At 49.7% G+C, this 19,965-nt stretch carries 18 protein-coding genes; 7 read left to right on the top strand and 11 right to left on the bottom strand.

Translation table 11 applies throughout. From position 1 onward, the window contains the following. Positions 1–48: 48 nt before the first annotated feature. The 3 genes from EI981_RS06075 (at position 49) to EI981_RS06065 (ending at position 2,234) form a co-directional block, all read left to right on the top strand. Entirely contained in the window at positions 49–741 is a 693-nt protein-coding gene (locus EI981_RS06075) for a threonine/serine exporter family protein (protein ID WP_127004405.1), read from the top strand. A gap of 30 nt (positions 742–771) precedes the next feature. Then, positions 772–1,227 carry a threonine/serine exporter family protein gene (locus EI981_RS06070; RefSeq protein WP_126996356.1) on the top strand — a complete coding sequence of 152 codons (456 nt, stop codon included), beginning with the start codon at positions 772–774 and terminating at the stop codon, positions 1,225–1,227. An 83-nt stretch (positions 1,228–1,310) separates the two neighbouring features. After that, the gene (locus EI981_RS06065) at positions 1,311–2,234 is read left to right on the top strand and encodes an AEC family transporter (protein WP_126996354.1); all 924 of its coding nucleotides are present in this window, start codon (positions 1,311–1,313) and stop codon (positions 2,232–2,234) included. 92 nt (positions 2,235–2,326) lie between these two features. On the opposite strand, the gene EI981_RS29195 is transcribed toward EI981_RS06065, so the two are convergent. Next, positions 2,327–2,503 (bottom strand): hypothetical protein, encoded by a 177-nt coding sequence (locus EI981_RS29195; RefSeq protein WP_193556523.1) that lies wholly within the window; start codon positions 2,501–2,503, stop codon positions 2,327–2,329. Between the two features lie 334 nt (positions 2,504–2,837). Here EI981_RS29195 and EI981_RS06060 point away from each other — a divergent pair, with 334 nt between their 5' ends. From EI981_RS06060 to EI981_RS06050, 3 genes are all read left to right on the top strand, one after another. After that, positions 2,838–3,509: a LemA family protein gene (locus EI981_RS06060; protein WP_126996352.1), complete on the top strand. Its 672-nt coding sequence runs from the start codon at positions 2,838–2,840 to the stop codon at positions 3,507–3,509. Further along, complete coding sequence (locus EI981_RS06055; protein WP_126996350.1) at positions 3,506–4,321, top strand: TPM domain-containing protein; 816 nt, start codon at positions 3,506–3,508, stop codon at positions 4,319–4,321. The genes EI981_RS06060 and EI981_RS06055 overlap by 4 nt, the downstream gene beginning before the upstream one ends. A gap of 425 nt (positions 4,322–4,746) precedes the next feature. Beyond that, positions 4,747–5,478, top strand: coding sequence for an HAD family hydrolase (locus tag EI981_RS06050; protein WP_126996349.1), 732 nt, complete (start codon positions 4,747–4,749; stop codon positions 5,476–5,478). Positions 5,479–5,698: 220 nt separating this feature from the next. Here the strand turns inward: EI981_RS06050 and EI981_RS06045 are convergent, their stop codons facing one another. The 10 genes from EI981_RS06045 to EI981_RS06010 all read right to left on the bottom strand — a co-directional run bounded on the left by EI981_RS06045 (position 5,699) and on the right by EI981_RS06010 (position 17,990). Next, positions 5,699–8,839 carry a GNAT family N-acetyltransferase gene (locus EI981_RS06045; RefSeq protein ID WP_126996348.1) on the bottom strand — a complete coding sequence of 1,047 codons (3,141 nt, stop codon included), beginning with the start codon at positions 8,837–8,839 and terminating at the stop codon, positions 5,699–5,701. 107 nt (positions 8,840–8,946) lie between these two features. Next, on the bottom strand, positions 8,947–10,824 hold the full coding sequence (locus tag EI981_RS06040) for an endonuclease MutS2 (RefSeq protein ID WP_126996347.1): 1,878 nt from the start codon (positions 10,822–10,824) through the stop codon (positions 8,947–8,949). Positions 10,825–11,437: 613 nt separating this feature from the next. Continuing rightward, positions 11,438–13,513, bottom strand: a complete 2,076-nt coding sequence (locus EI981_RS06035) for a GTP-binding protein (protein ID WP_126996346.1) — start codon at positions 13,511–13,513, stop codon at positions 11,438–11,440. A 167-nt stretch (positions 13,514–13,680) separates the two neighbouring features. Then, the gene (locus EI981_RS06030) at positions 13,681–14,424 is read right to left on the bottom strand and encodes an amino acid ABC transporter ATP-binding protein (RefSeq protein WP_126996345.1); all 744 of its coding nucleotides are present in this window, start codon (positions 14,422–14,424) and stop codon (positions 13,681–13,683) included. A 17-nt stretch (positions 14,425–14,441) separates the two neighbouring features. Next, the gene (locus tag EI981_RS06025; protein ID WP_126996343.1) at positions 14,442–15,101 is read right to left on the bottom strand and encodes an amino acid ABC transporter permease; all 660 of its coding nucleotides are present in this window, start codon (positions 15,099–15,101) and stop codon (positions 14,442–14,444) included. A gap of 20 nt (positions 15,102–15,121) precedes the next feature. Further along, the gene (locus EI981_RS06020) at positions 15,122–15,898 is read right to left on the bottom strand and encodes an amino acid ABC transporter substrate-binding protein (protein ID WP_127004403.1); all 777 of its coding nucleotides are present in this window, start codon (positions 15,896–15,898) and stop codon (positions 15,122–15,124) included. Positions 15,899–16,341: 443 nt separating this feature from the next. Continuing rightward, positions 16,342–16,542, bottom strand: coding sequence for a hypothetical protein (locus EI981_RS28955; protein ID WP_162616105.1), 201 nt, complete (start codon positions 16,540–16,542; stop codon positions 16,342–16,344). 69 nt (positions 16,543–16,611) lie between these two features. Further along, positions 16,612–16,707: an S-layer homology domain-containing protein gene (locus EI981_RS30200; protein ID WP_227011877.1), complete on the bottom strand. Its 96-nt coding sequence runs from the start codon at positions 16,705–16,707 to the stop codon at positions 16,612–16,614. A gap of 30 nt (positions 16,708–16,737) precedes the next feature. Then, complete coding sequence (locus EI981_RS06015; protein WP_126996341.1) at positions 16,738–17,235, bottom strand: mismatch-specific DNA-glycosylase; 498 nt, start codon at positions 17,233–17,235, stop codon at positions 16,738–16,740. Further along, positions 17,232–17,990 carry a YwaF family protein gene (locus tag EI981_RS06010; RefSeq protein ID WP_126996339.1) on the bottom strand — a complete coding sequence of 253 codons (759 nt, stop codon included), beginning with the start codon at positions 17,988–17,990 and terminating at the stop codon, positions 17,232–17,234. The genes EI981_RS06015 and EI981_RS06010 overlap by 4 nt, the downstream gene beginning before the upstream one ends. A 271-nt stretch (positions 17,991–18,261) precedes the next feature. On the opposite strand from EI981_RS06010, the gene EI981_RS06005 reads away from it, so the two are divergent. Continuing rightward, positions 18,262–19,884 carry a glycoside hydrolase family 9 protein gene (locus EI981_RS06005; protein ID WP_126996337.1) on the top strand — a complete coding sequence of 541 codons (1,623 nt, stop codon included), beginning with the start codon at positions 18,262–18,264 and terminating at the stop codon, positions 19,882–19,884. Positions 19,885–19,965: the final 81 nt, after the last annotated feature.

Below are 19,965 nucleotides of genomic sequence, written 5' to 3'. Positions count from 1 at the left end.
GCAGCTACATATGATCCTATCGATATATGTCTTCTGGCAGGACGAATCATGCTGCAAAGCGGAGCAGAGACATACCGGGTGGAGGATACGATGATTCGGATCGCCGACGCATTAAATCTAACCCCTTCGCAAAGCTACGTTACCCCTACTGGCATCATCTTTCAGTGCGGAGAGAAGCAGCAAGCGAAGCTGATCCGGGTACAGGACAGGACAACGGACCTGCAGAAGGTATCCAGGGTGAACGACATCTCCAGGAAATTGTGCAGTCATGCACTATCAGTAGATGATGCCTACAAGCTATTGACTGAGGTCGATACCGTGAATCGGGCTTATCCTGTATGGGTACAAATTGCAGCCGCAGCTCTATCGAGCGGTTGCTTCACTTATATGTTCAAAGCGGGTTTATCCGATTTCATCCCCGGAGTGCTATGCGGCGGACTAGGATTCTCGGCCTTCATTTTGCTGCATCGTTGGGTGAAGGTGAGATTTTTTGCCGAATTTGTCGCCTCTTTGCTAATTGGACTACTTGCGTTCTTACTCGTCTCTATTGGAGTCGGTTCACAGCTGGACAAGATTATTATTGGCTCAGTGATGCCGCTTGTACCTGGTCTGCTGATTACAAATGCTGTCAGGGATTTGATGGCTGGCCATTTGGTCTCAGGCCTGTCTCGCGGTGCGGAAGCTTTTCTGACCGCCTTTGCGATCGGCGCGGGTGTTGCTGTGTTGTTCACGATATTCTAATTTGCCAGAAAGGGAAGGCTTGATTGACATATGACGCTAATTCTGCAGCTAATTACCAGTTTCTTCGCCAGCGCCGCATTCGTCGTCATCTTCAATGCACCACGGCGTACCTTACTGCAGTGCGGTCTATCCGGGATGTTGGGCTGGGCAGCTTACTACTTGCTAACCCCCCGCATCGATACGATATTTGCCACCGTCACGGCGACCTTCATCGTCGGAGTGATCAGCCAGTTCTTCGCCCGAATCTACAAGAAGCCTGTTATTATTTTCAGCGTTGCAGGAATTATTCCCCTCGTTCCTGGAGGGCTAGCCTACGACGCGATGCGGAGATTCGTAGAAAATAATTATTATGCAGCTATTCAGCTTGCAACCCAGGCATTTCTGATCTCCGGCTCCATTGCCATCGGACTTGTCATATCCGAGGTTCTGAATCAGCTGATCCGCAAAATCCCAGTCCGGGTACCGAATAAGCTCCGCAGCAAATAGACCCCAGCTTCCATCATCGGGAACCGGGGTCTTTGAACTGCTGTGTCTCAGGACATTGTTTGAAATGAGGATGAACCACCAAGATGATTATCGAGATATTGCTGGATGTCGTGCTGCCCATTTTCGTGCTAATCGGAATCGGGGCTGTGATGCACCGCATCTTTCGGCTTGATCTATATACATTGGCCAAGATCAACTTCTACTATATTACCCCGGCGGTCGTATTCCTTAGCATGTACCAATCAGAAATGTCGGCGGAATTGCTCGGTAGTGTAACTTTATTCTATGTACTGTATATTGCTTTGCTCTACGGGGTCAGCTCCCTTGTCAGCCGCAGAATGAAATTCAGTCAAGGCATGAAGGCAGCTTTTACGAACAGCCTGCTGCTCGACAATTCGGGAAACTACGGTCTGCCAGTTAATCAACTGGCCTTCAAGGGAGATCCTATGGCGATGTCTCTACAAGCTCTCATTATGACCTTCCAGAGTCTCGTCACCTTCACCTATGGCGTAATGTCGATTCAGAAAGCCAAGAATGGAGGCAGTTTGAAGGCAGCACTGACCGGATTTCTAAAAATGCCGGTGCCTTACGCGCTCGTACTGGGCTTGGTCTTCCATGTGCTGAAGATGCCGCTGCCGAATTTCGTCTCGAAGCCGCTCGGTTATATGGCTGACTCGATGGTCAGCATCGCGCTCTTGACGCTTGGTGCACAGATCATTAAGTATCCACTGCGGCTGGATCGGCTCGATGTATATATCAGCGTATTGCTTCGCCTGCTTATAGGTCCAGTGGTCGGTTTCACCTTAATTATGGTGCTCGGCATGCGGGGCATTCCCGCCCAAGCGCTGCTCATCGCTTCTGGTATGCCAACCGGAGTCAACAGTACGATTCTGGCTGAGGAATACAATAACGAGCCTGATTTCGCTTCGCAGACCGTACTGATCTCGACGCTGCTGAATATTGTGACGATTACCGCCCTTATCTCCATCGCGAAGCATTTATTATAAACCTGGGATCCACTAACAAAGTAAAAAAATCAGGGATGATCCGCAGAATTTTCGTACCAGCGGATATCCCTGATTTTTTATTTTGCAAATGCTTAGGCTTGAATCCTTCCGTTCAATTCAAACGAAGTCTGGTGCAGTTCTCTGATCGACATCTGCAGAAAGTGACTTTCTTGCCTTCCTAATCCGTATTGGTTCTCCTTGGCGATCAACTCACCAATCCGTCGTTTTAGCATTTCACTGCGGCGCTCCAACATCTCATGATTACGCAAGTAAAGTCATCTCCTCTAAGTTATAGTCACGATTAATAAATACAGTTTCTAGTATAGAGCTTTCACCCTTTTAGGGGAAATCCTGTACATCGCCTTCAAGCCAAAAATACTACAATCCAGCGCGGCCTGATTCATCTCATAAATAACATTCTTAAACATCCTCCATCATTCTCCCGCATGGTCTTAATCCCTCTTGCAAATTTTTCTCAATTTCTGAAAATTGAGCTTTTTTCAGCAACCATGAAACTATGTGCCATCTAATTCGTAAAAATGAATAGTTCACGTGCAAGTCCCATAAAGTACTGTTAGCAGTAAATGAGAAGGAGAGATTTTTATGAATTCAAGAAGAAGAGGCTGGGTAATACCAGTAGTCATTATCGTTGCTGTAATCGTCATCTTCATCGCCATGTTCGCAGGTAAATATAATTCGTATGTTACTGCGGAAGAGACGGTTGATCAGCAATGGAGCAAGATTGACGTACAGTTGCAACGCAGATATGATCTGATTCCAAACCTGGTCAATACAGTAAAAGGCTATGCGGAACATGAGAAGGAAGTCATTAAGTCTGTCTCCGATGCCCGCGCGGCCCTGGGAGGAGCAAGAACCCCAGCCGAGATGGCAGATGCCGACGCACAGCTCTCGAGCGCGCTTAGCCGCTTGCTGGTCGTAGTCGAGAACTATCCTACGCTTAAGGCAGACACGCAGTTTACTCAGCTGATGGACGAATTATCAGGTACCGAGAATCGCATCGCGGTTGCCCGGAACGACTATAACAATGCAGTTGCCGATTACAATAAACTGATCAAGCGTTTCCCAGGCAATCTGCTCGCCGGCATGATGGGCTTCGATAAGAGGGCCTATTTCGAGACAACCACAGAATCGAGAACGAATCCACAGGTCGACTTCGGCACAGGAAATACGTCGCTTCGCTTTGATGACAAGACTGCTCCAATGAGCGGTGTATTCGCAGCAGCAGTCGTACTGATGGCTGGTGCAAGCGCATGATCAGCCACTCGAAGCGGCTTCTGCGGAATCTGTTCCGGCCTGGTCTGCTTCTGTTGGCAATCATCTCCTTGCTCTTTCCTTACAGTCTAGTCGCTGATGCAGCCCCGAAGTTACCTACTCCTCGAGGAGATATCTATGTTCAGGATTTCGAGAAGTTGCTATCCAGCGACCAGAAGTATGAGCTGAACAGGCTAGGACGGGCGTTGGAGGATAAGACAAAAGCGCAAATCGCCGTCTTAACGGTGACTTCACTGGATGGCTATTCCGTGGAGGAATATGCGTTGCAAGCCTTCCGACAGTTTCGTCTGGGCGATCAGAAATTGAACAACGGGGTGCTGCTGCTCCTCTCGATGGAGGATGGAGAACCTGGTAATCGCCCGCTGCGGATTGAGGTGGGGTACGGCTTGGAAGGGGCTCTGCCCGACGGAAAAGTTGGACGAATCCTCGATCAGGTCACGATTCCCTATCTCGTTCAGAACAAGCCTGGCGATGCCATCGTGGAGACTTATAAGGTACTCTACAATGAAGTAGCCAAGGAATACGGGGTAGAGGATCAATTAACGCCGCAAAATGTAGTCGTCCCGGAATCTCCAGGTGATGAGGGCGGCGATCTGCCTCTGGGCTGGATCATCTTGGTTGTCGTCTTCCTGGCGATCGATTTCATCTTCTTCGGTGGACGAATGACCTTCTTTCTGCTGGCGATGCTCAGCCGTGGCGGCGGCCGAGGGGGAGGCGGCGGATTCGGCGGCGGTGGCTTCAGCGGGGGTGGTGGAGGATCCTCAGGCGGCGGAGGCGCAAGCCGAAGATTCTAACCTTACAGTTCCTATAGTATGTGTTCAAAAAGACCAGTTTTCAGCACCGAGAAGGTTGGATGAAGCTAGGGACGAAAGGAGCAGAGCGTACGTAGTGGGTTCGTGAGCACCTGAGATGTTTCCGTAGGAAACATGACTCCGTAAGCATTCGCTTAGGCCCGGCTGAATTCAAGATTCGATGTCGAATAGCTTCATGATCTACTTCGTGTTAGATAGAGAATTTACAAGTTATCAGCGTAGCTGATGAAATTCTATATCGCAAGAAAGCCTACCGATGAATAGCGGTCGCTCATCCTCGGATTATCTTCGATTGGTTTTCTTATCAATAGTGAACTTTGTGAACTACCTCCAATAAGCGAGCAGCTTGTCCCTATATCCGGTATAATTTCTAGTAGACCATACTTGAAGGAGAGAGTCTCTAGAACATGAATATACCATCATTACAAGCTGCTCTATCCCCGCAGGCCGTATTCTTTGATGTAGATGACACCTTATATGATCATCTCATCCCGTTTCGCCAAGCACTGCAAAATGTACTTCATACCCATGAACAGTTCCCCTATGAGGCAGCTTATCATCGGATGAGATATTATAGCGATTACTTATCTGCCCAAGCCGGGGGGACGCCAACGCATGGTACCGTACTTCTGGAAATGCGGCGTAACCGATTCAAATTCACCTTAGAGGAATTCGGGCTGCATGTCACTGATATGCAAGCAGACAAGGTGCAGGAGGAGTATTTGCAGCATCAATTCACGATCCAATTATTCGATGGAGCCAAGGAGCTAATCAAGCAATTGAAGGATAGTGGCGTTACCGTCGGATTGATTACAAACGGACCGCCACAGCATCAAATGCAGAAGATCAATGCTTTGGGACTTCGGGAGATAATACCCGCCGAGCTCATCTTCATCTCCGGTGCAGTCGGAATCACGAAGCCGGACCGCGGTTTATTCGATCATGTCGCCGAGCAGCTCGGACTTCCTGCCGAAGCTTGCTGCTACATTGGCGATTCCTGGCGCAATGATGTCATCGGCGCATTGAACGGCGGCTGGAATGTGATCTGGTTCAATCATCGTAAGGTTGGACCCGAATCCGAGCATCGTCCTCATTTTGAGGCTGCAAGTTATGATGAATTGGCATCCCTTCTGCTATAATAGGTTGTTCAAAAGTCCACTTTTGATAAGAAAACCAATCGAGGCAAATTTTAATTTCCTTACTTTCAAATAACGACTCAGATAATCACGAAACGCCCCAGCCTTAGATAACTCTTATCTAGGCCGGGGCGTTTGATTCTTTAAAGGACTCGATATGGGATAAATGCATATGCGCATTTAATGATTTTCATTTCTACCTTTCCCCTTCCTTGCTATTGGGTTATGAACTAGGGAATGTCAACTGACGCAATCCATGCAGCGCTTCCACTGGCAACAGATCGTCGGCGAATACGAAAAACACCGGAGCCGAGCGAGTGACACTGCCGTGCGGCAGCTCCAAGCGCCGCTTAAAGGTCAGACAAGCAATCCCTTTAGTGGAATAAACGTTCGGCCGAATCATAGATTCGTCCATTACCACATGCATGACGCCTGATTGTCCGTGGCGTCCAAACGCATAGTCCTTCGTTTCTTCCGCCTGCATATCGCCAGAGCCAAGCCGATAACGAATCGTCTCCCCTCGTGGGCCGAATGTCCGCAGCCAATCTTCTCCCGGACTCTCGCCCAGACGAAGGAACATCTCGGTCGATGAAGATTCGTTATACAAATACGTTCCCGTTTCTTGCCGAATTTCCGTCCAATAAGCGAGAACCGGCACCCCTGGCAGCATGAGATAATACATGTCACATGTCAACCCCTTGTATTTCTCATGCTTTCGTACGGAGAGACGAACCCGGATTCCAGACCAGTTATTGCCCATGGCATCCGATTGGCTCACGAAAGACGCTGAGCGTTCCTCCTTCAATACCGATAAAGGCCCCATGTTATTGAGCTGATCGTACATCCCACCGATCCATGGATTCCACCAGGACTTGGAGCCGTACACCGGAAACCCGGAAGCGAGCCATTCGCGACCACCTACTGTCATTGAACGCAAACCCGGATAATAATCTGCGGACGCGGAAATACGGATCAGTCCATTGTTCACTTCATGCGTCTTCTTGTCCGCTTCCTCCATCTCCCAACACTCTACGCTGCCGGAAGAAATCGGGAACAATGCGGTTCGGTATGACTCGTCCAGCGAGCTTAGTCGAGCATCCACCCGTACCGTATCACAGCTGCGGTGCGGCAGGGGCAATGTAAACCGGGCTTCCGCGATTTCCTCTTCCAACGTCAATGCCACCTTGCTCGCCGATGGCTCGCCGCCGGCGATCTCATTGGCGACAGACTTATCGCTGTCGTACGAGGCTGCCACTTCCCCTTCCCATAAACTCTGCTTTACGTCGTGCAGCGTCACGGAAACGCCATCCTCACCGGGCAATACGAATGGATTGCCATCGTTCACCGTCAGTGCCACATCGCCGATCGCTTGCAACGGTTGCGGCAGCTCGGCCCGCTTCAGGGCAAAGTCGCGGAACGACCGCCAATCGTCAAACCCTCCTAATGACAGCATCATTTCGCCGGACCGCTTCCTCTCGCCAGCTTCTAGCTGTCCGAGCGGCGTTTCCAACTCGAGGAACCAGTTGCCCAAGTTCATTCGATGTATATCGGACCAGCAGATACCGTTTGCTACCCCGTCACCGCGGAAGAAAAGCCACGGTTCGCCTACTTTATCACCGTTCCAGTAGTCGTAATCGGAACCGTGTGAATCGTTCATTTCCACATAACGTCCATCATATGGAAGTACAGCTCGATATAGCTCATGGATAACCCGCTGGGAAATCCACATATCGCCGGCAGTCGCACGGTCGGAGACATTCTCTAACTCCTGCCACAACTTTACGGTACCGTCCGCATAAAGCAATGAATGTACATGCAGCAGCACCTGCGAAAAAGCATCAGATCGATAGGTATAGATAAAACCGACAGCGCCACGCTCCTCTATTCGTTCCACACGCTCCGGTCTTATCTTCGATAATTCTCCGGAATACGGCTTGCCGACTTGCGGATGCATCAGCGAAAATCCGTACTCCCGCCCCCAACCAACGACTTGTAGGCTATTGTCTTCTTTACTGTATTCGAGCGTATATTTCCCGTTCATCGCCACTCGCAAGTGCTCGGTCTCGCCAACACACATCGCACCAGGTCCGCGAAACCCTCCGCCGATGGAGCGGACAAATCGCACCATTTGCCCGCTTTCTAGACGAGCGAGTACTTCCAGCTTCTTCTCATAGAAACCGTTATCCAAAAGTTTGCACGGAACAGGCAGGGAAATTCGTTCTTTTGCCTCCAAATGGACCGTACATTCGCGGCGTTCCAGCTTCAACCAAGGTTCGGAAGCGAGTTCAAACGTGAAAAAGGCGGCTTCCGGGTAATGATTCTCAATATCCAGATAGAACTCGTATCGCCCCTGCTGCGCATACATCAAGTCGGGTACCTTCATCATGATATTAGCCGGAAATTTCGGTACGATGCCAACCTGCAGAACCGCATCAAGGCCATTAATCTTCACGTTCGCTCGAACGGTCGGGCAGGTCTGACGATCGCTTTGCGGCTCCTCGATCTCCCCGACAAAGAATCGAGCCGTCAGCAACTGCTCGCTTTCCACATCAACCGTTTGCTGCCAGTCGAACGTAATATTCCGATCGTTAACACCTTCGATATCGAGCCTAAGCGGCGCGCCCGATTTATTAACGATATGGTACCTGACCATGTATTCTTGACCAAATACGGGCTCGGCCTGTTCCACTGTCGCTGACAGCAGGTAGTCTTCCGTTTCGATCAGACAAATGCCTCTTCCTCTTCGTTCAACACCTACACGAAGTTCCCGCCCAGCTTTTTGCCATTCATATATATACGTATGAAAACCATTATTCTCCTTGCCATCTGGTGCCACCTCGATGGTTCGCGCCGAGTCCGTATACCAATCGATCCCTTCCAAATACGGCGCAAGCGCCGCACAGTTCACCACCTGAGGAATAAAGTTCATGAAATGCGTCATATCTTCGCGGTCTTCCCAGAAGAAGCCGCATCGTTTGTAAAGCGGCACCGCCTTCATATTCGCTTCCCACGTGTATAGATCGACACGCGGCCATCCGCGCTGAATCGTCTCCTCTACCGCCCGCAGCACGAGCATTTTGCCGACTTTCTTGCCATGATAATCCGGCCGCACATTCAACAATTGAATATAAAGGGCTCCGGTATCTTCCCGATACTCGCTTAGACTGCAGTAACCGACGACCTCTTCGCCGCAAACCGCAAGGAAAACAGCTAAGGAATCCGAGTTTTCCTCCTCCCGCTTTACTTGCTCAGCTGTACTGATGGTCGTGCCGCCGCCCCATTCATCCTGACTGCGATCCCACATCACCGCAATACCTGCCGCATACTTCGGATGATAGTTTACAATCTCAATAGACTTAGACATACAATCCACCTCTTTTCCACCCCAATCATACTATGAAAATGCCAAAATGAACCAGATCCGGCGATCATCGATATCATCTCTGTCAGTGATCTGCACTCCTTTGTCCATCATTCCGTAGGAGGATCCAGTGACAACCAGCGGTTACTAATGGTCAGTTTTTTGCCCATCACCTGAACAACGACCTCATCTTTGGTATCTTCCAACTGCTGTATCGTTCCACTACACTTTAGTGAAGGAATCCATATGCTGTCCCCGACTTGCAATGGATGATTGGCTGCTGGCTCATTATCGCCATTAGCTTCCTGATCGTTACTTCCAGTTGGCTGGCTCTGCCAGGTCAGTTCTTCGACTTGAGAAGCGTTAGTGCTTCCCTGCCCCTTATCATCCTCATCTTCATCCGGCAATGGAATGAATTCCACTTCGCTGCCTGATGTCAGCCATTCACCGCTCTTGTCTGCATGTCCAGCAGCTGCTTTTTCCTCTGCTCTGACAATCAAATGCTCCGGCAACCCGAAGCGACGGGCAATCGCAAAGGCAAAGCTGTCACCAGCCTCGCCAATCTCCAACCGATACAACGAACGCAGTGTCTGGGGATCAAATGCCATGCGCGCATTTACGCATCCCGGAGTTTGTGCGGCAAAGCGTTTGATCTCGTTGAAGTGGGTCGTCGCTGCTACGATTGAGCCGCGTCGTAAAAATTCTTCCAGCAATGCGATTGATAACGCGATGCCTTCACCGGGATCGGTCCCGGCCGCCAACTCATCCAGCAGCAGCAGCGAGCGGCCTCCTGCTACATCCAGCATCTCCTTGAGGTTGGCCATATGGGCGGAGAAGGTGCTGAGCGAGTGCTCGATGCTCTGCCCGTCACCGACATCGGCAAGCACATGCTCGAAAATCCCGAAGACCGTGCCTTCGCGGGCGGGAATCAGCAGACCTGATTGCACCATGAGCGTCAGCAGGCCGATTGTCTTGAGTGTGACCGTTTTCCCCCCTGAATTCGGCCCCGTAATGACGAGTTGCCTCCAATGCTGGCCGATCGATACGTTCAACGGCTTACATTCCTTGCCGAGCAGCGGATGCTTCGCATCGATGAGTTTGATGACCGGATGAGCGGACAGTCGGACGCGGATACCATCCCAGGTGCGAGAAAGCTTGGCACGTGCGAATATGAAATCGAAGGAGGCCATAACCTCTAAATTCCATTTCAACTTGCTGCCTTGGCTTTCCACCATTTCCGACAGCTCGGAGAGCACAATCATCCGCTCGCGCTCCTCCTCTCCTTTCCACATCTGCCATTCGGCATGCAGCTCGGCTACATCAGCAGGCTCAATAAATAAGGTCTGACCGCTCGCCGACTCATCCCATACCGTGCCTGGCACCTGCTTTCGGTAATCCCGCTTCACTGGAAGCACATAATGGTCGTTGCGTTTACTGACCAGGTGCTCCTGCAGCGCATGTTTGTACTTGGCCAATGTCTGACTCACCTTGCGTTCGATCTTAGATTCCGACAGCACAATGTGGCGTCTGGCTTCGGCTAGAGCCGCGCTGGCCTGATCTGTCAGGGCACCGTTGCGAATACAGCGTTCCAGATGCTCACGCAGCGCCGGACATTCATTCATCGAATCGGAGTAAACGCTAATAGTCGGGGCATTCTGTCGCTTAGCGTCCATATAACGCTTCATCTGTCCTACCGAGTTTAGCCAGCCAGCCAACTGGCCAAGTTCCCTTTCATTGTAGATTTTCCCTTTGCCCAGCGTAGCCAGGAACGGTTCGATTCCTTCCATCGCCGACAGTGGAACGCTCGATCCCGCTTCAAGCAGGGCGGCAGCCTCTGTTGTCTCTCCCAGCCATTCTCTGACAACTGCCCCGTCTGAGCTTGGTTGATGCTGCTCAGCTAGACTTCTGCCACCAGATGAGACGGTAAAAGAGATCATTTGATTTTTAATTTTGTCATATTCCAGTCGCTTCAAATTCATTTCATTCATTGGTTCTTAATACCTCCAAATTATCGTTTTTTTCAATAAAAGAGACAATATTCTCCACACTCGACAAGTTACGTTCTCACCTAATACCTCCTGAATTCATAATCTGCTTTGGTTCGAATTGCATGGCAACATCTAATTTTGACATGCATCAATCCTGATAAAGACAAAAAAAGGGAAGGGATGAACATACGTCATCCCTTCCCTTTATAGAAACCATCTAGATTATCACGCCAAAAAAACAAAAAAATCCGAACTGAACTCAGTACGGATGGGTGAATAATACTAGTTGGCCCTAAGGCTTAGATATATCCGTTGTTCTTAACTAATTCCGAAGTCTTCATATGCCCGCAACAAAACCGACCACTCTATTTCAGCAAATGGCCCTTGTGACTGTTGAAAACTTCAAGTATGGAATTTATTAGTTAAGAACGACCTTGGACATCAAAATCTCCCCTTAGTAAAATTGCATTCAGTTTACTACACGCACTGGCTGCAGTCAAGTTAACAAGATAAAATTTACTTACAAAATACTTTTGAACATATATTATTAGGAAGGCTTATATGTAGAATGGGGTTTGTCCCATCAACCAAAAAAGCGCTGCAGGATGGATGATCATCCTTGCAGCGCTTTTCTTACGCTAAGTATATATTTTGCCTGGTCCAGAGGACTAACACCTCGGCGCTGTCTTACCGCCTTCACTTCTGGCGGACAGGGCTCATAGCCGTCGAAGAAGGAAGCGAATGTACTGCGTCCCTTCGTATAGGAACTGAGCTCTACCGGGTAATTCATCGATGTCGCAAGCGGAACCCTACCTTCAATCAACATCCGCTCTCCTTGAAGCACAGGCGGATCGTAGGTACCACGCATCTGCACCAGATCGTTCATGACCCGGCCCCCATTCTCTTCAGGGACGATGATCCGCACACGTAGCATCGGCTCCAGCAATGCTGTTCCTGTATTCGCTAAGCCATCCATCATCCCCATTGGCGTCGCCACAGCGAAATCAAGCGGATGTGTATGCCATACATGATGTTGACCATATATCAAGGTGACCTTCAGATCGGTTACTTCCCAGCCATGAAGTCCCTGCATAAGTGCCTCCGGTACTCGTCGCTGTACTTCGTTCTGGTACTGTGCCAGCAAATCCTCGCTTTTGACCTGTGATTCATAGACCAGTCCGCTGCCCCGAGGCCCCGGCTCAATCTTGAAGCGCAGTATCGCCCAGCACGGCTTAGGCATTGTATATGCGATGAAGCCCTCACCGCTCTGCAGCGGCGTCTCCTTGTAGATGACCGAAGGCTGCCCGAAGGTTACGGATAATCCATATCGCGTCTCTAGAATACTACTAAGTATTTCGAGCTGAATCGGTCCCATCACCTTGGCATGCAGCTCACGCTCATCCTGCAGCCACTGCACATCGAGCAGTGGGTCCTCATCGGACAGCTCCTGTAGTGCCTGAACGACCTGCGGATATTGTTCCTCATTCGCCCAATGAACGCGGACCGTCAGCAATGGTACTGCGAGATGGGCCTCCGGCGGAATCGCCTCAGGTCCCCCCAGCACATCCCCGATTCTGACCTGTGTCAGACCACAGACGGCAGCAATATCCCCCGCTTCCAGCAGCCCAAGATCTTCGGTACGTCCTCCTTCGACCTTGCGGATTTGCGTCACTTTCTCCTGAATGCCCTGTGTATGGTTGTATACGATATCCCGGTTGCGCATACTCCCTTCATATACACGAACATAAGCCATCCGCCCCATCATCTTGTCCCGTTCTATCTTGAAGACGATGCCAGATAGAGCACCTTGCGGATTGCCACCCGCATCAGGCAAATATTGTACGATAGCATCAAGCAGAGCAGGGATGCCTATTCCCCGCGAAGCCGCTCCATACATGACCGGAAAAATAAGCGCCTTCCTGATCATTTCACTCATCGTGCTCATCCATCGTTCTTCTGGAACTGTATTATTTTCCAAGTAGGCCTCAAATAAGGCATCATCCCGTTCCGCGAGAAAATCATAGAGTCGATTACGCGCTTCTTCAAGATTCCGCTCTTCCTCGTCATTTCTATTTTCAATCGTTCGATTTACTCCGTTGCCCCCATGTTCAGGTCGATTATTTGCGGGCGATTCCTCACCGTTTTCCCAGTATTCGTCTAACAGATGTATCGTACCACGGAATTCCTGTTCCCTTCCCAGTGGGATTTGCAGCGGTATGGCATCAGGCGAGAGATGCTTGCGAATTTGCTCCAATACCGCTTCCGAATCAGCCCCGACCCGGTCCATCTTATTCACAAATAACAAGGTCGGGATACCCAATCTACGCAATCCGTTCCAGATCATCTCCGTCTGTGCCTGTACTCCTTCTACAGCCGACACGATGAGGACAGCACAGTCCATCACGCGCAAAGAGCGCTCCACCTCAGACAGAAAGTCGACATGCCCCGGTGTATCTACCAAATTAATCTGAGCCCCGTTCCAATGGAATGCAGTAAGCGCTGATCGCACGGAGATGCCACGCTGCCGCTCTACGTCCATAGAATCAGTCAAAGCAGTCCCCTCGTCCACGCTTCCCAATTCCCGAGTTCGGCCGCTCTCAAATAGAATATGCTCTGTCGTCGTCGTCTTTCCCGCATCCACATGCGCAAATATACCGACGTTTAGCCGTTTTGTTCTGGATTGTGCCATATTATTCTCCTTACTAGGGGTGTTAATTGTTCAATCATTATAACCGACACGGCCATCCCACGATATAAGAAATGCCGATTCAGATTCTTCCCAGAGCAAAAAACGAAGCACCCTATGGCGCCCCGTTGTATGATTTTGCTCAAACAGCCGATTTACACTTCTCATTCCTATAACACTCTAGTTAAAAAAGCTTTTGTCCGCTCATGCTGTGGATGATCAAATAGTTGCTCCGGTGTTCCTGCTTCAATAAACTCACCGTCGGCCATGAACATGACCCGATCGGCGACTTCACGCGCAAAGCCCATCTCATGAGTAACAACGATCATCGTCATATGCTCCTCAGCAAGCTGCTTCATGACTTCCAACACCTCGCCCGTTAACTCTGGATCAAGCGCCGATGTCGGCTCGTCAAAGAGCAGAATCTCCGGGCTCATCATTAGTGCTCTTGCAATCGCTACCCTCTGCTTCTGCCCGCCGGATAGATTGGCCGGATAGACATCAGCCTTATCAAGCAGGCCGACCTTCTCCAACAACTCTGAAGCTCTATTACGCAGTTCTACAGCGGGAAGCTTCTTCACTAACCGGGGCGCAAGCTCCAGATTGTCGCGAACCGTCAAGTGAGGGAACAGATTGAAATGCTGGAACACCATTCCCATTCGTGATGTAATCTCCTTCACCTTAGGAGCAGCAGAGTAATTCCCATCCTTGGCCAGAAATCCTCCGCCAATTTGAATGCTGCCGCCATCGATCTTCTCCAGATACGCCAGGCTGCGCAGCATCGTGCTCTTCCCAGAACCAGACGGACCAATGACGGCGACCACTTCCTGCGCATTGACCGATAAGGATACATTCTTCAGCACATCCACGGTACCGAACGATTTTCTAAGATTCATAACCTCTATGATTGCCATAACGATTCTACGTCCTTTTATTCGAATTTGAGCTTCCGCTCAAGTGCTTTGAACAGCAAGGTCAACACTAGCGTCATCAATAGATATATAACCCCCGCTACAAAGAAAGGCACGATCGTAAAGTCGCGGTTCACCGCTGTCTGGGCAAAATGCAGCAGCTCCGGCACCGCAACGGCATAGAGCAGAGCAGTATCCTTCACAAGGGTAATCGATTCATTGGCTACCGCCGGAAGCGCGATTCGGAACATCTGCGGCAGCACGACTCGCGTCGTCGTATGCCATTTGCTCAAGCCTAATACTTGAGCCGCCTCATACTGTCCCCGATCGATCGCCAGCAACCCGCCGCGGAAGATCTCAGCAAAATAAGCGCCATAGTTCAAGGTGAAGGCTAGGCAAGCAGCGACGAAGCGATCCATGACCAAATACTGTCCAATCCCCGGAATGACAGGCAATCCGAAGCAAATGACGAGCATTTGCAGCAATAGAGGCGTTCCCCGCATGACGTAAATATATATATGCGCCAGCCCTGCCAGCGGCTTAATTCGGCTCTTCACCATTAAGGTGACGAGGAATCCGAGCGGAACGGACGTAATGATGGCCAGAAAGAACAGCAACACCGTCATTTTTACGCCTTCCAGCATAGGTCCAATGATCTCTAAGATGTAGTCCAAGCTCATACCCAACGTCTCCTCACGATCTATTTCAGCACTTTATCCTCGCCGAACCATTTCTTAGAAATCTCCGCTGCAGTCCCATCGCTGTTCAGTTCATCGAGTGCCTGCTGCAGCTTGTTCAGCAGCTCTTCATTGCCTTGCTTCACGCCGATACCATAGAGTTCAGGAGCTAACGACTCATCCAGAATCTTAAAGGTCCCTTCCTCTTGAGATAGATAGTAGCGAGCTACTACTTCATCGATAATAACCGCATCAAGACGCTTCGTCTTGAGGTCGCTTAATGCAAGCACGTTATCGGAAAATTCAGATACGGTCTTGATCTTGTCTTTGATCGGATTGGCATCCAGCGCATCGGCAGCCGACGACTGAGCCTGCAGTCCGACAACCTTGCCTGCCAGATCATTCACTCCAGCAATCTCCGAGTCCACCAGCGTCACGATAACCTGGCTATTCTCCAGATAAGGCTTCGTAAACAGCACCATCTCTTTGCGTTCATCTGTAATCGTATATCCGTTCCAGATCAAGTCGATCCGGCCGCTCTTCAGCTCGGATTCCTTCGCCTTCCAATCGATTGGCTGGAATACCGCTTCCTTACCCATCTTCTCCGCGGCAGCTCTAGCATAGTCAATATCGAAGCCTACGATATTATTATCTTTGTCCCGGAATCCAAGCGGTGCAAATTGATCATCGATCCCGATCACCAGCTTGTTCTCATTCTTACTTGATCCCGATGCGCCGCATCCGGCCAAGGCCACAAACATGGCCACTACGATTAGGCTAATTAATCCCGTCTTCTTCATCATTTCTCTCTCCCCCGTAATACTCAATAATCCGAACAATCATGGTAATTATATTAAAATAATTTTGCTCTTTAGTTCGCTTGCGCCTGCTCTCGTATGATTACTCCAGTTTCAAGATTCAGCCCAAACGCTTTAGTTCGTTACCACGTTATCAGGACTCTATAATAGCACACTACTGTAAAATAGTCGATAGAAAGAAGTCATTTCCAGCTGACCTAATCTATGAAATGAAAAAGATGCAATAATGCAGGTTTTTAGCGATTAATTCGCCTATTTTTAGAAAAAAACTGCAGTTTTACCTCTTTTTAAGCCTATTTCTCATAAAATCAACCAAATCCTTTGGAAATCCTGCACTTTTGCATCAATTTACAATTTCCCCTGCGTGTCTCTGATGAAAAGATGCACTTTTGCATCTTTTCTCGCTGCTGCTGGCCATTTTGCCCCTAGCGCAGCTCCCAGCGCCCGTTATGGCGTCGCATGGTGGCGGTCATGGAAATAAAGGTAACTTTGAGTGAAGCGGTTACGTGACTCGTCCCAACTTGGCACAATGTGCGCGACGCGGTGACTACGGCTACATAGAACAAGGACTGCCCTTGGCCATAAATCGACCATGAAGCAGCCCCACTGCAATATCCTGACCCCAATTATCCGTTAATCAATCTAGCAACTATCTGGGCAGCCTCAGCCCGAGTAGTCTGGCTCTGTGGTGCAAATTAGCCGTTGGCCCACCCCTTAATGAAGCCGAGCGCATGCACTTCTGCTACAGCCTCCTGGGCCCAGGAGCTACTTGTCTGTGAATGCCGCCGCAGCTACCGCAGAAGTCACCTGGCCCCTGCTGTTCATCCTTGGAACAACCCCTTATAAATAGAAATGATCTCCTCCATTGGCATCCGCACTAACCCACTGGAGGAAGGAGCTACAAATTCCCGAACATCCTCGATGATCGGCTCCTCTTGGAACCCCCATTCCGCATGAGAACGGCGGCTAAATTCCGTATATACCCCTTTTCCGACAAAGCAAGCCACTTCCGGACGGTAAAGCTCAAGCTTATCGCGTAGAATTTGCCTGCCTTGCGCATATTCCTCCCGGGTGATCTCCTCCGCCGTGCGCGTCGGCCTAGATACAATATTGGTGAAGCCGTATCCCAGCTCCAACAGTTCATGATCCTCTGCAGCCGTATACAAGCGAGGTGTCAGTCCCGAGCGATACAGAATACGCCAGAAGTTATTACGCGGGTTGGCATAATGATGACCCACCTCCCCCGATTTCGGGCTGGGATTGAATCCTATGAACACGACCGATAGTCCGGTTCGCAAATGATCGGGTATCTCCTTCATGATGATGATCGAGCTCCTTTCCTGCTGCGATTATACTGCGTTATTTTATCGGGAAGTAAGAAGAAGATGACATACAATATTATAAACATCATCAGGGCGATTCCTTCCTCCACAAGCAAATAATATGGATACGGACCTAATAGATCGAGCAGAGACGCCGTATCCGGTTTATGAGCCAGGAACATGTAGTTCGCCCCGATGGCATAGTCTACTCCCCATACTGCAGCTGCTGAAATATTCAGCAAGAGCATCGCCCAAGCAATGGACTTCCAGCCAGGTCTGTAACTTTCGATCCAGGTCATGTATAACGAAGCTAATATAATCGCCGCATGAGAGATAAAAAATTGAAAATAGCGGAAATGCGGAAATTCATACAGCAAATTAGGCGTAACCAGTGCTTGGAGAGCACCCCCAATCCCGGCGAAGAACAGAAAGGGATAAAGCCAGCGGCTGCCCGTCAGCAGCATAATGATGGATAACAGAAGCGTAAGGCTGCATAGCTCAAGCGGCAGCGTGTAACGAGCATCCCAGACGTTCTGCTCCAAATACCAGATATTTAGGCTGACTTCAGACAGAAGCAATAACAAGGCCAAGCCGTAGCGGACGGCCCTCCTTAACCACGGGCGATTGCGTATCGTAATTCTCGTATAATATAAGCCTAGAATCAGAAGCAGCACGACGGCAAGCGCCAGCAGGTGAGGGAGAGATAGAAGGACAAAGCCGGACATCGCCCCGGAGGAAAAGAAAGCATCCATGAATCCTTCACTCCTTCAATAAAAATAGTTCCTGTTATATGTGTTCATAAGGTACGGTTTCTAGTAAAGCTTCCCCTAATTATATGCAATAGTACCATGAGCTGACTGAGGATGAACAGCACTCTTGGCAGAGCGTGATTCATAATAATGAAGGTAAGTGATTTAATAAGGAGTCTTGTCAAGCCGCCCGGAACATGTAAGGATAAGAATGATACTAACAGAAATTGGATTGTTATTTGAAAACGATTACATAATTGGAGTGTGAGAAACGATGAACGGACAGGAGCAACGCAATATTGCCGTGAATCAAATCGGCTATCCTAAGAATTTTGGCAAGATCGCCGTTATCGCTAACGATAGCGGCATTTTCCATCTAGTTGACGACCGGCTCGGAGAGATTGTACATGAAGGGAATACCACTAATCCCGTCGAGGATCATATGGCTGGAGTATCCATCTCTCATGCCGACTTCTCCAGTTGGACTACACCCGGGATATATCATATTGAGCTGAATGGTCGCAAGTCAGCTTCTTTTACCATTTCAGAGCAACCCTACGAACAGGTTCACCGCGGGCTATTACGAGCGTTCTATCTGTTCCGCTGCGGTATGGAACTGGAGGAGGAATATGCCGGGAAGTGGACGCATCAAGCCTGTCATACCCAGGAAGGGATCGTATACGATGATCCTTCTCGCAGGCTGGACAGCAGCGGAGGCTGGCATGATGCCGGAGATTATGGTAAATACTCCGGCCCCGGAGCCAAGGCCGTCGCTGATCTGCTTCTGGCCTATGAACTCCACCCACAAGCTTTTTACCAAGCTACACCTATTCCGGAGACGGACGGGAAGATCCCCGATATTCTGCATGAATGCCGTTATGAGCTGGAATGGCTGTTCAAAATGCAGGATAAGCAGAGCGGTGGCGTGTTTCATAAGCTAACGACCAAGTATTTTCCTGCGCTTACCATTATTCCTGAAAAGGACCGTGATGATCTGTACTTCCTTGCTGTCTCAGCCACTGCCACCGGATGCTTCGCCGGAGTCATGGCTATGGCATGCCGGATTTATAAGTCCTTTGATCCTGAGTTTGCACATCATTGCCTCCAGGCAGCAAGACGGGCATGGTCCTGGCTTGAAGAACATCCCGACGTCCGAGGCTTCAGAAATCCTATGGATGTGTACACTGGCGAATACGGTGATGACCTAGATCTGGACGAGCGCTACTGGGCCGCAGGCGAACTGTACCGGACCACTGGAGAAGTCGCTTACCACACCGCCTTTCTGGATCTAGCAAGAAAAGCTTTCCCCAAGTATGAGCTCGGATGGGCAGATATGGGCGGGTATGGAACGATCGCTTACCTGCTGAATGATAACTTCGAGGTTGAGCAGGATTTGCGCTCTTCACTGTTAAGCGGATTGATCAATGAAGCAGACCAATCGGTCCGACGAAGCGCTACGGATGGATATTTGATCTCCCTCGCGAAGACGGACTATATCTGGGGTAGCAATATGCTTCTGATGAATCGGGCTACGCTGCTATTGCTTGCCTATCATTTCAGCGGACAAAAAGAATACGAAGCTTGTGCGTTGGAGCATATGCATTATTTACTGGGGCGTAATGTGCTGGATATAAGCTATGTTACCGGATATGGAGATCGTCCCGTCATGCATCCACATCATCGTCCTTCTGTCGGAGACCAGGTTGATGATCCCGTGCCTGGCCTGGTGGCTGGCGGTCCGAATCATGGACTTAATGACGATTATATGATGGAGCATCTACAGGGTAAAGCTCCGGCGCAATGTTATATCGACCATCAGGACAGCTTTGCCGGCAATGAGGTCACCATCTATTGGAACTCTCCTGCCGTATTCGTCGTATCTCATTTTATTAAATGAAATCATGCACTTGGAAATGGCTGCAACCTTTGACCGTGAGCCAGCGTTATGATAACCAAAAGGCATCGCATCTAAGGAGGA

It is taken from the genome of Paenibacillus lutimineralis (assembly GCF_003991425.1).
Taxonomy (GTDB): Bacteria; Bacillota; Bacilli; order Paenibacillales; family Paenibacillaceae; genus Fontibacillus; species Fontibacillus lutimineralis.
This window is presented reverse-complemented; position numbering and strand designations above follow the sequence as displayed.

Bases quoted from the DNA above. Each gene is read 5' to 3' on its own strand.
- EI981_RS06075 (WP_127004405.1), top strand. From the start codon at position 49: ATGCTGCAAAGCGGAGCAGAGACATACCGGGTGGAGGATACGATGATT.
- EI981_RS06070 (WP_126996356.1), top strand. From the start codon at position 772: ATGACGCTAATTCTGCAGCTAATTACCAGTTTCTTCGCCAGCGCCGCA.
- EI981_RS06065 (WP_126996354.1), top strand. From the start codon at position 1,311: ATGATTATCGAGATATTGCTGGATGTCGTGCTGCCCATTTTCGTGCTA.
- EI981_RS06060 (WP_126996352.1), top strand. From the start codon at position 2,838: ATGAATTCAAGAAGAAGAGGCTGGGTAATACCAGTAGTCATTATCGTT.
- EI981_RS06055 (WP_126996350.1), top strand. From the start codon at position 3,506: ATGATCAGCCACTCGAAGCGGCTTCTGCGGAATCTGTTCCGGCCTGGT.
- EI981_RS06050 (WP_126996349.1), top strand. From the start codon at position 4,747: ATGAATATACCATCATTACAAGCTGCTCTATCCCCGCAGGCCGTATTC.
- EI981_RS06045 (WP_126996348.1), bottom strand. From the start codon at position 8,839: ATGTCTAAGTCTATTGAGATTGTAAACTATCATCCGAAGTATGCGGCA.
- EI981_RS06040 (WP_126996347.1), bottom strand. From the start codon at position 10,824: ATGAATGAAATGAATTTGAAGCGACTGGAATATGACAAAATTAAAAAT.
- EI981_RS06035 (WP_126996346.1), bottom strand. From the start codon at position 13,513: ATGGCACAATCCAGAACAAAACGGCTAAACGTCGGTATATTTGCGCAT.
- EI981_RS06030 (WP_126996345.1), bottom strand. From the start codon at position 14,424: ATGGCAATCATAGAGGTTATGAATCTTAGAAAATCGTTCGGTACCGTG.
- EI981_RS06025 (WP_126996343.1), bottom strand. From the start codon at position 15,101: ATGAGCTTGGACTACATCTTAGAGATCATTGGACCTATGCTGGAAGGC.
- EI981_RS06020 (WP_127004403.1), bottom strand. From the start codon at position 15,898: ATGAAGAAGACGGGATTAATTAGCCTAATCGTAGTGGCCATGTTTGTG.
- EI981_RS06015 (WP_126996341.1), bottom strand. From the start codon at position 17,235: ATGAAGGAGATACCCGATCATTTGCGAACCGGACTATCGGTCGTGTTC.
- EI981_RS06010 (WP_126996339.1), bottom strand. From the start codon at position 17,990: ATGGATGCTTTCTTTTCCTCCGGGGCGATGTCCGGCTTTGTCCTTCTA.
- EI981_RS06005 (WP_126996337.1), top strand. From the start codon at position 18,262: ATGAACGGACAGGAGCAACGCAATATTGCCGTGAATCAAATCGGCTAT.